This window comes from Pseudarthrobacter sp. J1763, assembly GCF_050490295.1.
Lineage (GTDB): Bacteria > Actinomycetota > Actinomycetes > Actinomycetales > Micrococcaceae > JBNPEO01.
Genome location: NZ_JBNPEN010000006.1, coordinates 182,719 through 195,910, shown reverse-complemented (window position 1 = coordinate 195,910; position 13,192 = coordinate 182,719). Strand labels below are relative to the sequence as shown.

Genomic DNA, 13,192 nt, shown 5'->3' with positions numbered 1-13,192 from the left:
TATGGCTCTCAACCGCACCCGCGCACTCACGCTACTGCCCGCCGTCGTACTTCTTGGCACCGCCGCGCTCACTGGCTGCTCTGACCCTGGCGCTGCGGCCGCCGGAAACGGCGCCGGCGGTTCTACCGCCACCGCAGCCAGCAACGGCATTGTGTACAACACTTCGCCCGACCAGAAGCGCATCCGCGAGGAAAAGGACACAGCGCTCGCAGCCAAAGTTCCGGAGAAGATCGGCAAGGACGGCAAACTGACAGTTGCCACCACCGCCGGTTCCATCCCGCTGTCCTTCCACGCCACGGATGACAAAACACCCATTGGTGTTGAGGTGGACCTCGCGCAGCTGGTGGCGGACAAACTGGGCTTGGAACTGGATGTGCAGGTCACGTCCTGGGAGAACTGGCCGCTGAAAACCCAATCTGGCGACTTCGAAGCAGTGTTCTCCAATGTCGGTGTGAACAAGGACCGGGTGAAGCTGTTCGACTTCTCTAGCTACCGTGCAGCGTTTATGGGGTTTGAGGCCAAAAAGTCGTCAAACTACACCATCAAGAGCGCTGAAGACATCTCTGGGCTGAAGGTCTCAGTGGGCTCCGGTACTAACCAGGAGAAGATCCTGCTGGCCTGGAACAAGGAGCTAGAAGCGAAGGGCAAAGCGCCTGCAACACTGCAGTACTACTCCTCCGACGCAGACACGATCCTGGCGCTGTCCTCCGGCCGGACAGACCTGAACATTGCTCCCTACCCGTCTGTCACTTACCGGCAAAACACCCGGCAGGACTTGAAAGTGGTGGGCAAAATCAACGCCGGCTGGCCGTCCGAAACCCTTGTTGCAGCCACCACCTTGCGCGGCAATGGGCTGGCCCCGGTGATCACCGACGCCATCAACTCGGCCATCAAAGACGGCTCCTACGCCAAGGTTCTCCAGCGTTGGGGCCTGAGTGAAGAAGCAGTGCCGGAATCCAAAACCATCACACAAGAGAACTTCGCAGCCACCCAGGCCGCAGCCACCGCAACCGCTTCAGGGAAGGCATCATGACCGCCGTTGAGACTGAAACCACCACCTCCTTCGCTGCCGAATGGAACCACTGGCACGCAGCGCACGAACAGAACCGAACCCACCCCTATGGTTTCCTGGCCGTAACTCACCTGCACTGGTTAGGCGACTCGCCTGCAGTTCTGGAGGGTGCTCCCGGGGTGTGGAGCGTTCAGGATGATGCCGTCCGGGTGATTTTAGAACCCGGCGAAAGCCTGTTGCAGGACGGCAAGGAACTCAACCAAGGTGCCGGCACAAGCGTCACGTTTGGGCCGATTCCCGAACGTGACGGCATCAACCTGACCTCCGGCGAGAGCGTGCTTGAGCTGGCAAAGCGGGGCGGTGAGTACGTGCTGCGCCCGCGGCATCCGGAGAATGAGCTCCTTCAGCATTACCAAGGAACACCCGCCTACGCGCCCAACGAAGCGTTCGCCATCCCGGCAAAGTTCGTCCCGTATCAGACGCCGCGCCCCACCACGGTGGGTGCCGCCGTCGAAGGCATTCACCACGTTTATGAGGCGCCGGGACACATCCACTTTGAACTGGACGGCCAAGAACTGGCACTGACAGCCTTCAACGGCCACGAAGCCGGAGCACTTTTGGTGCTCTTCACCGATGCCACCTCCGGCAAAACCACCTATGCGGCCAACCGCTCCTTGTCAGTGACCCCCGCTGCGGACGGCACGGTGTTGCTGGACTTCAACCGGGCGGTGAACTTGCCCTGCGCCTATACGGATCTTGCCACGTGCCCGCTACCGCCGGCCGAAAACCGTTTGCCCGTTGCCATTGAAGCAGGCGAAAAGATTCCCTACGAACGTCAGGAACAGAAGTGAGTACCGCTAAGAACAAGCCAGGATTTCTTGCCATAGAGCTCGACGGCGCGGGCTGGGACAGCGCCCAGCTCACCCGCGCGGTGCTCGCCGCAGAGCAGGCCGGCTTCCACGCCGCCACCTTCACCGACGCCCCGGCACCGGGACGGGCTAACGCTTTGCTTCGTGCCGCGTTTGCGGGTCCGGTGACCCGCAACATCGCCGTGATCCCCGAAGTGGACACTGTATATACGGAGCCGTTTCACATCTCCACCCAGTTGGCCAGCCTGGACTATGTCTCCCGTGGCCGGGCCGGGTGGATTGTGACGGCCGCCGAATCAGCTGAGGCGGCTGCCGCCGTCGGGCGTTCCGCGGTGACCGGTGCAGCGCTGGGACAGGAAGCTGCAGCGTCGGTGGAGGTATCCCGGCGGTTGTGGGATTCCTGGGAAGACGACGCTGTGATCCGTGACGTGGCCACCGGGCGTTACATCGACGTGGACAAACTGCACTATGCGGACTTTGAGACTGGTGACAAGTTTGCCGGTGACGCGTATGCGGTCAAGGGTCCGTCCATCATTCCCCGCCCGCTCCAGGGTCAATTGCCCGTGCTGGCAGCGGCAGACTTGGTGGGCGAGGGCTCGATTCCTGTGGAGTCTGTGGATGCCGTGCTGGTGACAGCACCCACGCCGGAGTTGTTGGTTGGTGAGGTGCGGGACGTCAAAGCGCGGCTCGCCGGTGCTAACGGTGACGCGGTTGCCGTAGTTGCGGAGTTGGACGTTGTACTGGACTCGCGCGGTCAAGCGGCCGCGGAGCGCGTGGCCGGTACTAGATCTGGCCGGGCTCGGTTTGTTGGCTCGCCTGCCGAACTGACTGATTTCCTCGCAGAGCTGTTGACAGCTGCTGACGGGGTTCGCCTGCACCCGCTGGATCTTTTTGTTGATCTTCAGGAGCTGAGCCTCCTAGTTCTGCCCGAACTTCGGCGCCGCGGCGCACTGCGGGACGTCATTCAGGACGGGACCTTTCGTGAGGTGCTGGGCCTTGAACGCCCAGTGAACCGCTACGCATCTGCTTTATCCGCCGCCGCGCCCGCTGGCGCTGGAAAGTAAGGGAAAACCATGACACAGCACAGCCAGAACGACGCCGGAACTTTTGTTCCGTCCGGAAAAATCCAGTTTGGTGTTTTCTTCCAAGGCGTGAACTCCGGGACCATTTGGAAGGCTGAAGAATCAGGGTCCCAAACCGACTTTGAATCCTTCCGACGAATCGCTCAGACCGCCGAGCGCGGTCTATTTGCAGCATTCTTTTTGGGTGAGGGTCTGCGTTTACGTGAGCACTTGGGCCGTCCGCACGCCCTCGATGTGGTGGGCCGTCCGGATGCGCAGACCGCTCTTGCGGCGCTCGCAGGAGTCACCAAGAACATTGGTTTGGTGGCCACACAGAACACCACCTACAACGATCCCGCCGACTTGGCGCACCGTTTGGCGTCGCTTGATCTGATCTCTGGTGGGCGTGCGGCCTGGAACATTGTGACAACTGACAACGCGTGGACTGGTGCCAATTTCCGGCGCGGCGGGTACCTGAATCACGCTGACAGGTACAAGCATGCCGAGGCGTTCGTTGAGACGGCTAAGCGGATCTGGGATTCGTGGGAGACCGCTGACGGCCCGGCCCGGCGAGTACTGCACGAAGGCCAGCATTACACGGTGGACGTCACGCCACGTTTGCCGCGCAGCGCCCAGTACCGACCGGTGCTGTTCCAGGCAGGTGATTCCCCGGAAGGCCGCGACTTTGCTGCCCGCCAAGCGGACGTGATCTTCTCCGCGCACCCCAAGTTTGAGGCAGCGGTGAAATTCCGTGAGGACCTGGTGGAGCGCTCTCTTAAGGCTGGCCGTGGGGCGAACGCGCTGCAGATCATGCCGGCGAGCGAGTTCATTTTGGCGCCGACGTCTGCTGAAGCTGCCGAGAAGAAGGCATGGGTGCGGAGTTTGCAGATTGGCCCGCAGCAAGCCATTGCGTACCTCGAGCAGTTCTGGGGCCGGGAATTGTCTAGCTACGATCCGGATGGTCCGTTGCCGGACATTGACCCTGTGGTTGAGGAGACCTCGGAGACTCGCGGTAGCGGTTTCCATGGTGCTAAGGCGCGGCAGCTGGCTGATCAGTGGCGGGCAGAGGCGAAGGATAAGAACCTGAGCATTCGGGAGTTTGTTTCGTCCCGGACAGCTCGGATTGATTCGACCTTCACCGGTTCGTACTCGGAGATTGCTGACCAGCTGGCGGAGTTCGCTCGCGTGGGGGCGGTGGATGGGTTCAACATTTCACCGTGGCTGGTGCCCAGCGGATTGGACGACATCGTGAACCACCTGGTCCCGGAGCTGCAGGAGCGCGGCGTGTACCCCACCGAGTATGCGGGGTCCACGTTGCGCGAGAACCTGGGCTTGGCCACCCCGGTCCGTTCGGCTGATGTGGTTGAGACGGTTCGTGCCTAATGTCTTGGGCTGATTTCTTCGGAAGGTTCGACGACGGCGGCGAAGTAAGTGCCGTCGTCGACCTTTCCGCGGGTGACGCTTTAGCCGGGGATCCGTACGCGGGGGTGGCGCGACTTGAGCTGGCCGTGTGGGAGCAGTGGTTGTAATTTGGCTTAGTCTCAATAGTGACAGCAGTTTTTGAGAGAAGGAATCCCATGCCTGAAAAATCCCAACCGCTACACAAGCTTGGATTCCTGACCATCGGGTTGTTTGATCCGGCGGACCCGGCGGCTGGGCACGAATCGACCTTGCAGATTATTGAACTGGGCGAGAAGCTTGGCTTCGACAGCGCATGGTTGCGTCACCGGCACCTGCAATTTGGGATCTCGTCCCCTGTGGCTGTGATGGCTGCGGCGAGTCAGCGGACCTCCCGCATCGAGCTGGGCACCGCGGTGACGCCTTTGGGTTGGGAGAACCCGCTGCGGCTCGCAGAGGATTTGGCCACTGTGGACGTGCTGTCCGGCGGCCGGATCAATCCCGGGGTGAGTGTGGGGGAGCCGATGCAGTTCGACACCCTTAAGCATGAGCTCTACCCGGACACCGCCGACGTCGAAGATTTCAGTTACGCCCGGGTTGAACGCTTTGCGCGGTTGGTCGCCGGAGAACCGGTCCGCGAATTCTCCGGCAAACAAGGTGTAGTGGAGGAGTTTTCGCGCCGGGTTGAGCCGCACTCCGCAGGTTTGCGTGAGCGGCTTTGGTACGGGGCTGGCAGTTTGAAGTCCGCCGTATGGGCTGGGGCCAACGGGTTCAATTTGCTCTCCAGTAGCGTGATCTTCCCCAGCCCTGATCAGGAACCTGACTTTGCTCTGGTGCAGCAATCGCAGGTCCGGGCGTTCCGGAAGGCTGCGGCCGATGCTGGGCATTCCGGCGCTCGAGTATCACAAGGCCTGGTGGTCATTCTTACCGATTCTGCATCCCCGGAACAGCGCGAGAAGTACCAGCGGTACGTTGACGAAAGAACCCCGCGAACCCTGACGCCTCAGGGCCCACGGGGCATGATGTTCGCAGCCGATCTGATCGGCACGTCTGCCGAGATCGCGGAGCAGCTTTACGCGCACGCCGGCTTCCGGGAAGTAGACGAGGTGGCGTTTGCGTTGCCATTCAGTTTTGAGCACGAGGATTACGTGCAGATCCTGACGGACATTGCTGAGAAGTTAGGTCCGGCGTTGGGGTGGGTAGCGCCACCGACTACCTCCGGGTCACCGTCGACCGTTTGAAGTACGCCGGTTCTATTCTTCGACTGCGTTCGCTGGTTCTTGGCTGAGTGCCTCGATATAGTCGAGGGTTTTGGGGCTGACATGCATCACGGCTCCCATGGCCTCGCGGAGGTCCGCGCCTTTGGCGTCGTCGTCAAAGGCTGCGCGGAGTTCGGCGACAGTCTCAATTCTTTGGCTCTCCAGTACGGCCGTCATGTCATCTACTTGTGCCAGCCGGCCGGGTGATGGCCAGTCGATAACCTCGGAGAGTGTCCCGCCATCGAGGTGTGCCCTGAATCCGCTGGTGGTGGCAGCGTCCGGCCATGCCTCGATCAGGGTAAGAACGCGGGGCCGGACCGTTGCGTGATAGTTCTGCCGCCGCTGCAAGGCGGCATCGAGAATGATGGCGCCGATGTGATCCCAATTTCGGGCAGTGGCCTCAGTTTCAACGGGAGCATCCTGTGGCGTTGGAACATTGGCAACATCATTATCGAAAGTCATATGTGAATACTTCCACGCCGCACCCCCCGTCGTAGCACATGGACACACATCGCATCGCGCCCACCACCACACGTAACCTGTTGGCATGCCTCGTTTTGCGCTAGACATCGATACTGTTCCCCGCCCGGCCCGCGCCCAGGCCCTGCTTGATGCGGTGAACACCCGGGTGGTTATTGCCGATGGCGCCATGGGCACCATGCTCCAAGCCCGTGATCTGAAGCTGGAAACGGACTTCCAAAACCTTGAGGGCTGCAACGAGATCCTCAACGAGACCCGCCCGGACGTCATCGGCGACATTCACGACGCCTACTTCGCCACCGGCATCGACGCCGTGGAGACCAACACCTTTGGCGCCAACTGGTCCAACCTTTCGGACTACGGCATCGAGGACCGCATCGAGGAACTCGCCCAAAAGGGCGCCCGGATTGCCCGCGAACGTGCGGAAGCTGCCGAAGACAAAGACGGCCGCATGCGCTGGGTCCTCGGTTCCATGGGCCCCGGCACCAAACTCCCCAGCCTGGGCCACACGAGTTACGCCAATCTCAAAGAGACCTTCGCGCTGCAAGCGGCGGGCCTGATCGACGGCGGCGCGGACGCTTTCCTGATCGAAACCAGCCAAGACCTTCTCCAAACTAAGGCTGCAGTTAACGGTTGCAAGCAAGCGATCGTCACCCGCGGCGTCCGCCTGCCGATCTTCGTTGAAGTCACGGTTGAAACCACCGGAACCATGCTTATGGGCTCGGAAATCGGCGCCGCCCTCACCGCGCTGGAACCCCTCGGCGTGGACGCGATCGGCCTGAACTGCGCCACCGGCCCGGCCGAGATGAGCGAACACCTCCGCCACCTCTCCAAGCAGTCCTCCGTAGCGATCGCCTGTATGCCCAACGCCGGACTCCCGGTCCTAGGCCCCAACGGCGCGCACTACCCGCTCTCACCCGCGGAACTGGCCACCGCCCACGAACAGTTCGTCCGCGAATTCGGTATCGGTTTGGTGGGTGGCTGTTGCGGTACGACGCCGGAACACCTGGCCGCCGTCGTCGAACGTTTGGAACCCTTCCGGACGCAGTCCGGGACACCCAAGGAGGGGCCGGCCCGCGTTCCTGCTGAACGGGAAGCTGGCGTTTCTTCGCTCTACCAGCACGTGAATTTCAAGCAGGACGCCTCCTACCTGGCTATCGGGGAGCGGACCAACGCTAACGGATCCAAGGCATTCCGGCAGGCCATGCTTGAGGAACGCTGGGATGACTGCGTGGACATTGCGCGCGAACAAATTCGCGTTGGTGCGCACCTTTTGGACGTCTGCATTGACTATGTGGGCCGCGACGGTGTTGCAGACGTCAAGTCAATCGTTTCCCGTTTCGCTTCAGCATCCACCCTCCCGCTGGTTATCGACTCCACCGAACCTCCCGTACTGCAAGCCGGATTGGAACTCATCGGCGGACGCCCGGTGGTCAACTCGGTGAACTACGAGGACGGTGACGGACCCAATAGTCGCTTTGCCCGGATCATGCCGCTGGTCAAAGAGCACGGCACCGCGGTGATCGCCCTGACCATCGACGAATCCGGCCAGGCCCGCACCACGGACGGCAAAGTGGCCATCGCTTCGCGCCTGATCGACGCCTTGGTGGGTGAATGGGGCATGCGGGTTGAGGACATCATCGTTGACTGCCTCACCTTCCCGGTGGCCACCGGCCAAGAGGAAACCCGCCGCGACGGCATCGAAACTATCGAAGCGATCCGCCAAATCACTGCAAAATACCCCGGAATCAACACCACCCTCGGTGTCTCCAACGTGTCCTTCGGCCTCAACCCGGCGGCCCGCGTGGTCCTGAACTCCGTCTTCCTGCACGAAGCCGTCCAAGCCGGGCTTTCTAGCGGAATTATCGACGCCGCCAAGATCGTCCCGCTCGCATCCCTCCCCGAAGAGCAGCGCAAGGTTGCCCTAGACCTGGTCTATGACCGCCGCGAATACGACGCTGACGGCAACACCACTTACGATCCGCTGGCCATCATGCTGGACATGTTCGCCGGCGTGGACACTGCAGCGCTGAAGGATCAGCGAGCCGCGGAACTCGCCGCGCTGCCCACCGGTGCCCGGCTTGAGCGCCGGATCATCGATGGCGAAGGTAAGGGCCTGGAAGCGGACCTGGACTTGGCCCGCAGCGAAGGCCTCACCCCGCTGGGCATCATCAATGATCACCTCCTTGAAGGGATGAAGGTGGTGGGTGAGCGCTTCGGCGCCGGCGAAATGCAGTTGCCGTTTGTGCTGCAATCCGCTGAGGTGATGAAGAACGCCGTGGCGCTTTTGGAACCGCACATGGAGAAGTCTGACTCTTCCGGCAAAGGCACTATGGTGATTGCCACGGTTCGCGGCGACGTCCACGATATCGGCAAAAACCTTGTGGACATCATCCTGACCAACAACGGTTACAAGGTCATCAACATCGGCATCAAGCAGGGCATCGCCGAGATCATGGCCGCCGCCGAGGAACACAACGCGGACGTCATTGGTATGTCCGGCCTGTTGGTGAAATCTACAGTGGTGATGAAGGAAAACCTCGCCGAGCTGCAATCCCGCGGCCTCGCCAAAAAGTGGCCAGTCATTTTGGGTGGCGCCGCCCTGACGCGCGCCTACGTTGAGCAGGATCTCGCCGAACAGTTTGAGGGCACCGTCCGGTACGCGAAGGACGCCTTTGAGGGGCTTGCGCTCATGGAACCGCTCGTGGCGATCGCGCGGGGCGCTCATCCTGACGAGGTTGGCCTGCCGCCTTTGAAGAAACGCATCCACCGCTCTGGTCCGTCGTTTACGGTCACCGAGCCGGAGGCGATGCCCGGCCGGTCCGACGTCGTTGTGGACAATGTGGTGCCCGCGCCACCGTTCTGGGGAACCCGGATTGTGCGCGGCATTGCGCTCAACGACTACTCTGCTTTCTTAGATGAGCGCGCCACGTTTATGGGCCAGTGGGGTCTGAAACCCGGCCGCGGCGAGGACGGCGCTTCCTATGAGGAACTCGTAGAGACCGAAGGCCGCCCGCGTCTGCGCTACTGGCTGGACCGGATTCTGGCCGAGGGAATGTTGGACGCCTCCGTGGCGTACGGCTACTTCCCCGTGGTGGCCGAAGGGGAAGATGTGGTGGTTTTGCATCACGGTGAAGACCCCGACGGCGTACTCGGCACTCCCGGTCTGCTCGCCCCCGATGGTGGTTCCGAAGGGCTTATTGGCACCGAGCGTTTGCGCTTTAACTTCCCGCGTCAGCGCCGCGACCGGCACTTGTGCTTGGCCGACTTTGTGCGGTCCCGCGAGTCCGGGCAGATTGATGTTCTGCCGGTTCAGCTGGTCACCGCCGGTTCGAAGATCGAAGAGTTCACCTCCAAGATGTTCGCCGCCAACCAGTACCGGGATTACTACGAGCTCAATGGTCTGGTGATGCAACTGACCGAGTCGCTGGCCGAATTCTGGCACGCGCGTATTCGCAAAGAGCTGGGCTTCGGCGCCGAGGAACCCAAGGAAACCGCCGGATACTTCAAACTCGACTACCGGGGTGCCCGTTTCTCGCTGGGTTACCCGGCCTGCCCGGACATGGAGGACCGCCGCAAAGTCACCGAACTCCTCAAGCCGGAGCGCATGGGCGTGGTGCTGAGCAACGAGCTAATGCTCCACCCCGAGCAGTCCACTGACGCCTTTGTGTTCCACCACCCGGAGGCCAAGTACTTCAAGGTGTAGGGCGCTGCGCGCCGCTACGCCGTGACGGGTTTGGCCCGCCGCAGCGCGGCCAGTACGGCGCGGCCCACCACGGCGACGCCGATCACCGTGGTGACGGCGCGCAGGGTGTCCCATCCCGCCGTCGAAGTTAAGAGTGAATACAGCAGGAAACTGCTCAGATTAGTGCTCAGCGGTGCGCCCGCAACGTAAGAAATCCCGGTTCCGGTGCCCACCGCGAACGGCCAAAACCACAGGTTGGTGAGCAGCCCGAACAGGTACGACGCCACAATCCCGTACCCGGCCAGCATCCACAGTTCGGCCTTGCCGCGCACCTGCCGGGGGAGTAAACCAGCGCCGGCGCCGACCCACGCGCACGCGAAAATTTGGAACGGCGTCCACGGCCCCAACCCACCCCACAGGGCACTCGAAAGCGCGATCGTCGCGGCCCCCAGCAGCAGACCAAAACGCGCACCAAAAGCCCGTCCGGCCAGGATCAGCAGGATAAACACAGCCTCCACACCGCCAACGCCGGTACTCGCCACCCGCACCGCGGAACCCACCGCGGCCAACACTCCCAGCAGCGCCACGGTATGCGCGGACCGCACCGAACCATCGAGTGAAACGACGACGGCGATCGCCGCCACGGGCGCGATGGCCAAGGCCGCGAAAGGCAGCGCAGCTGTGGCATCGTCCGGGAGCGCGGCGGCCAGCAGCGGCCAACAAAACGCGGCTAGAGCCACGAGATTGGCGGCGGCGAGGACCGCGAATTGCGCACCGCGGGGGAGCGCCAAGCTGGTTCCTGACAAGCCGGTACGTGCTGGCCGTGGCGTTGCTGGGAGTCGAGTTGCTGGCGCGGCTAGAGCAGGGGTGCACGGGGCGGGGATCTCAACTTCAGCCGGCACGGTGGCGACCATCCCCGGTAATGCCGGGACCACGCCGTCGTGCATGTGCAGAACCCTGGCCCCCAGAGCGGCGGCGAAGTCAGCATCATGGGTGGCCATCAGAACGGCTGCGCCGTCTGCGGCGGCCGTGCGAAGGGCGCCCGCAACAGCGGCCTGGGCCGTGGGGTCCAAACCGCGCGTGGGCTCATCGATCAACAAAACCTGCGGGGAATCCAAGCATTGCAAGGCAACAGCCAGCACGCGACGTTCTCCCGCAGAAAGGTCCCGGGGATGCTGCGAACCCAGCGGAATGGACGCGTTTCCGCGCAGACGCTGAAGGTGTGCTGCGGCGAAACCTGGCTCGCGCGGGGAGTCTTTGGAGCGGCGATTGAGGCGCCGTTCGGCCGCCTGGAGCTCCCCTGCCACCGTGTCCCGCGTGAAGAGATCGTCCGAAGCATCCGGGACCAAGGCCACGCGCGCGCTGGAATGAGAGCCGAGCGCCAGCTCGACCAGCAGCGATGATTTTCCGGCGCCATTGGGCCCCACGAGCGCCACGATCTCGCCCGCGTTCAGACTCAGCGCGGCGTCCCGAACCAGCCGGGCGCCCTTGTGCTCCACGCTCAGGCCGGCCACGGTCAACACTGGGGAAGCCAAGGGGGCCGGAGGAACAGTAGGGGAAACTGCAGCCGTGGCAGCAACATCAGGCGCCTCACCCGGTACCAGCGAACCGCCCTCCATCCGCCACCACGCATCGGCTACTGGAATCAGCGCGTGAGCCCGGTGCTCCGCCACCACCACACAAACGCCGTGCTCCCGCGCCAAGGACGCCAACACCGCAATCACTCGCGCCCGCGCCGCGGTGTCCAAATCGGCAAGCGGCTCGTCCGCCAACAACAATTCCGGCCCATTCACGACGGCGGCTGCAATAGCCACAAGTGTTGCCTCGCCCGCCGAAAGAGTAGAGACATCCCGGTCCAAGAGATGCGTAACGCCGATACCGGAGGCCACCTCGAGAACCCGGGCCCGCGACTCAGCGGCTGGCACGTGCCGCAACTCAAGCGCCAAACCAATCTCATCCCGCACCTGAGTAGTGGCGAAAGCGGCCCGCGGATTTTGAAGCACGACGCCGACACTTCCGGCAGTCTCTCGCGGCGGCGCGGCTACCCGGTCCTGTCCGGCGATGAGGACCTCGCCGGAGAGGGAACCACCGTCAACGTGCGTCAGCAACCCTGAAATTCCGCGCAGAATCGTTGATTTTCCTGAACCTGTGGGCCCAGTGATGACCGTGACGGTACCGCGGGGCGGCACAAAGCCGGCCACGCTGATGCTTGCTGAACTGATCCGGAACTCAGCATTACGAACCAGAACTGGCTCAACGCCGTCGTACGTATTTTGTCCTGAAAAGCGGGCACCAAAGCCGCGCAGTTCCAGTGCGGCGGCCACCCTGCTGGCGTGTTCAAGGGTGCGTTCAAGAATCGGCACCAGGGCGCGCGGGCCAAAACGTTCACCGCGCAAACGAAACGCCAACCGCACCGAAGCAACGGCGCTGGCCAAAGCCGGCAACGCAGCCCACGCCACCACCAGCATCCGCGCCATACCCTGCAAGGGTCCGCCGCGGGCCAGCCAAACAAAGCCCCGCGAGATGTCCACTACGGAGTTCAGCACACCAAAAGCGAGGATCATCAACGCAATCGGCAACGCGGACAACACCGCCTGCCAGAGTCCCTGTGCAGTGACTGGGCCCAGAAAAATTACGTGCGCATACGGGGCGGGAAGCCGGAACGCCGGAAGGTCCAGCAAAACCGGTGTCCCCAAACCGGCGCCGAGCCCAGCCCCATTAAAGAGGACACGGTAGACGACCCGCGCCGCAATGAAAACGGCAGCTAGCGCCGCAGCGGCTCGTAACGGCGCGGGCCGGAACATCATGCCGCGGGGGCGGCCGGTTCGTTATCTACCGTGTAGAGCAGTTCGAGGCTCTGACCGGTGGTGAGCTTGAGAGTATCCAGACCCTCTTGGGCGTAACCCCACTTGCCGTCCGCGGGCTTCACCCACAGTGCCCAGTAGGAGACGGTGTTCTTGTCGTCGCACGCTTCGCGGATGGTGCCGCCCTTGTGCTTAATGTCCAGATCCGCGGCAGGTACACCGTTGACGCGGCAGGCAAAACTCGTGGGGTATTTCGCGGTGCCCTCGATCTTCACCTGCGCTTGGCTCAACACTGCCGAGGCTAGGACGGGGCCATCTGCCGGGACGCACACGGAGGTGTTAGCGGCGGACTGCTTCAACGAAGCGGAATCCACAATCACCTTCACACCGGTGCAGGGACCGTCAGCTGCGGCAGTGCTGGTGGCGGTGGCTGTGGCCGATGCTGCCGGGGAGGTTGAGGTGGCGGTGCTGGTGGCAGAACCGGAACAACCAGCAAGAGCAATCAAAACACCGGCGGCGGCAAACGTAGTCGCGGCGGCGGTGCGAATCTTAGTCAAAGTCACGTGGTTAAGGGTAGGGGCTGGGGAGCCCCTACCCTTAGTGCGTGCCCTTATGTGACGCGGA

General features: G+C 62.7%; 10 protein-coding genes. 7 read left to right on the top strand and 3 right to left on the bottom strand.

Features of this window, described 5'->3' with window-relative positions; translation table 11 throughout:
• The first annotated feature begins 1 nt into the window (after position 1).
• Genes ACQQCD_RS08430 through ACQQCD_RS08405 form a run of 6 tightly spaced genes read left to right on the top strand, consistent with a single transcriptional unit; the run spans position 2 to position 5,581 of the window.
• A complete protein-coding gene (locus ACQQCD_RS08430; RefSeq protein ID WP_430267945.1) occupies positions 2 to 1,033 on the top strand; it encodes an ABC transporter substrate-binding protein in 1,032 nt (343 codons plus the stop codon).
• Positions 1,030 to 1,863 carry a DUF1684 domain-containing protein gene (locus ACQQCD_RS08425; RefSeq protein ID WP_430267944.1) on the top strand — a complete coding sequence of 278 codons (834 nt, stop codon included), beginning with the start codon at positions 1,030 to 1,032 and terminating at the stop codon, positions 1,861 to 1,863. The genes ACQQCD_RS08430 and ACQQCD_RS08425 overlap by 4 nt, the downstream gene beginning before the upstream one ends.
• Positions 1,860 to 2,945: an LLM class flavin-dependent oxidoreductase gene (locus tag ACQQCD_RS08420; RefSeq protein WP_430267943.1), complete on the top strand. Its 1,086-nt coding sequence runs from the start codon at positions 1,860 to 1,862 to the stop codon at positions 2,943 to 2,945. The genes ACQQCD_RS08425 and ACQQCD_RS08420 overlap by 4 nt, the downstream gene beginning before the upstream one ends.
• Before the next feature lie 9 nt (positions 2,946 to 2,954).
• Positions 2,955 to 4,325 (top strand): NtaA/DmoA family FMN-dependent monooxygenase, encoded by a 1,371-nt coding sequence (locus tag ACQQCD_RS08415; RefSeq protein ID WP_430267942.1) that lies wholly within the window; start codon positions 2,955 to 2,957, stop codon positions 4,323 to 4,325.
• Positions 4,325 to 4,471: a hypothetical protein gene (locus ACQQCD_RS08410; RefSeq protein ID WP_430267941.1), complete on the top strand. Its 147-nt coding sequence runs from the start codon at positions 4,325 to 4,327 to the stop codon at positions 4,469 to 4,471. The genes ACQQCD_RS08415 and ACQQCD_RS08410 overlap by 1 nt, the downstream gene beginning before the upstream one ends.
• A 48-nt stretch (positions 4,472 to 4,519) precedes the next feature.
• The gene (locus tag ACQQCD_RS08405) at positions 4,520 to 5,581 is read left to right on the top strand and encodes an LLM class flavin-dependent oxidoreductase (protein WP_430267940.1); all 1,062 of its coding nucleotides are present in this window, start codon (positions 4,520 to 4,522) and stop codon (positions 5,579 to 5,581) included.
• Between the two features lie 12 nt (positions 5,582 to 5,593).
• On the opposite strand, the gene ACQQCD_RS08400 is transcribed toward ACQQCD_RS08405, so the two are convergent.
• Entirely contained in the window at positions 5,594 to 6,061 is a 468-nt protein-coding gene (locus ACQQCD_RS08400; RefSeq protein ID WP_430267939.1) for a hypothetical protein, read from the bottom strand.
• A gap of 85 nt (positions 6,062 to 6,146) precedes the next feature.
• Here ACQQCD_RS08400 and metH point away from each other — a divergent pair, with 85 nt between their 5' ends.
• On the top strand, positions 6,147 to 9,785 hold the full coding sequence (gene metH / locus ACQQCD_RS08395; protein WP_430267938.1) for a methionine synthase: 3,639 nt from the start codon (positions 6,147 to 6,149) through the stop codon (positions 9,783 to 9,785).
• 14 nt (positions 9,786 to 9,799) lie between these two features.
• Here metH and ACQQCD_RS08390 read toward each other — a convergent pair whose 3' ends face one another.
• Both ACQQCD_RS08390 and ACQQCD_RS08385 read right to left on the bottom strand, forming a co-directional pair.
• The gene (locus ACQQCD_RS08390) at positions 9,800 to 12,571 is read right to left on the bottom strand and encodes an ATP-binding cassette domain-containing protein (RefSeq protein ID WP_430267937.1); all 2,772 of its coding nucleotides are present in this window, start codon (positions 12,569 to 12,571) and stop codon (positions 9,800 to 9,802) included.
• Positions 12,568 to 13,131 carry a hypothetical protein gene (locus tag ACQQCD_RS08385; RefSeq protein WP_430267936.1) on the bottom strand — a complete coding sequence of 188 codons (564 nt, stop codon included), beginning with the start codon at positions 13,129 to 13,131 and terminating at the stop codon, positions 12,568 to 12,570. Before ACQQCD_RS08385 ends, ACQQCD_RS08390 begins: the two co-directional genes overlap by 4 nt.
• Between the last annotated feature and the right edge of the window lie 61 nt (positions 13,132 to 13,192).

What these genes read in the sequence shown, in the direction of transcription:
- ACQQCD_RS08430 (WP_430267945.1), top strand. Translation starts at nt 2, where the DNA reads ATGGCTCTCAACCGCACCCGCGCACTCACGCTACTGCCCGCCGTCGTA.
- ACQQCD_RS08425 (WP_430267944.1), top strand. Translation starts at nt 1,030, where the DNA reads ATGACCGCCGTTGAGACTGAAACCACCACCTCCTTCGCTGCCGAATGG.
- ACQQCD_RS08415 (WP_430267942.1), top strand. Translation starts at nt 2,955, where the DNA reads ATGACACAGCACAGCCAGAACGACGCCGGAACTTTTGTTCCGTCCGGA.
- ACQQCD_RS08410 (WP_430267941.1), top strand. Translation starts at nt 4,325, where the DNA reads ATGTCTTGGGCTGATTTCTTCGGAAGGTTCGACGACGGCGGCGAAGTA.
- ACQQCD_RS08405 (WP_430267940.1), top strand. Translation starts at nt 4,520, where the DNA reads ATGCCTGAAAAATCCCAACCGCTACACAAGCTTGGATTCCTGACCATC.
- ACQQCD_RS08400 (WP_430267939.1), bottom strand. Translation starts at nt 6,061, where the DNA reads ATGACTTTCGATAATGATGTTGCCAATGTTCCAACGCCACAGGATGCT.
- metH (WP_430267938.1), top strand. Translation starts at nt 6,147, where the DNA reads ATGCCTCGTTTTGCGCTAGACATCGATACTGTTCCCCGCCCGGCCCGC.
- ACQQCD_RS08390 (WP_430267937.1), bottom strand. Translation starts at nt 12,571, where the DNA reads ATGATGTTCCGGCCCGCGCCGTTACGAGCCGCTGCGGCGCTAGCTGCC.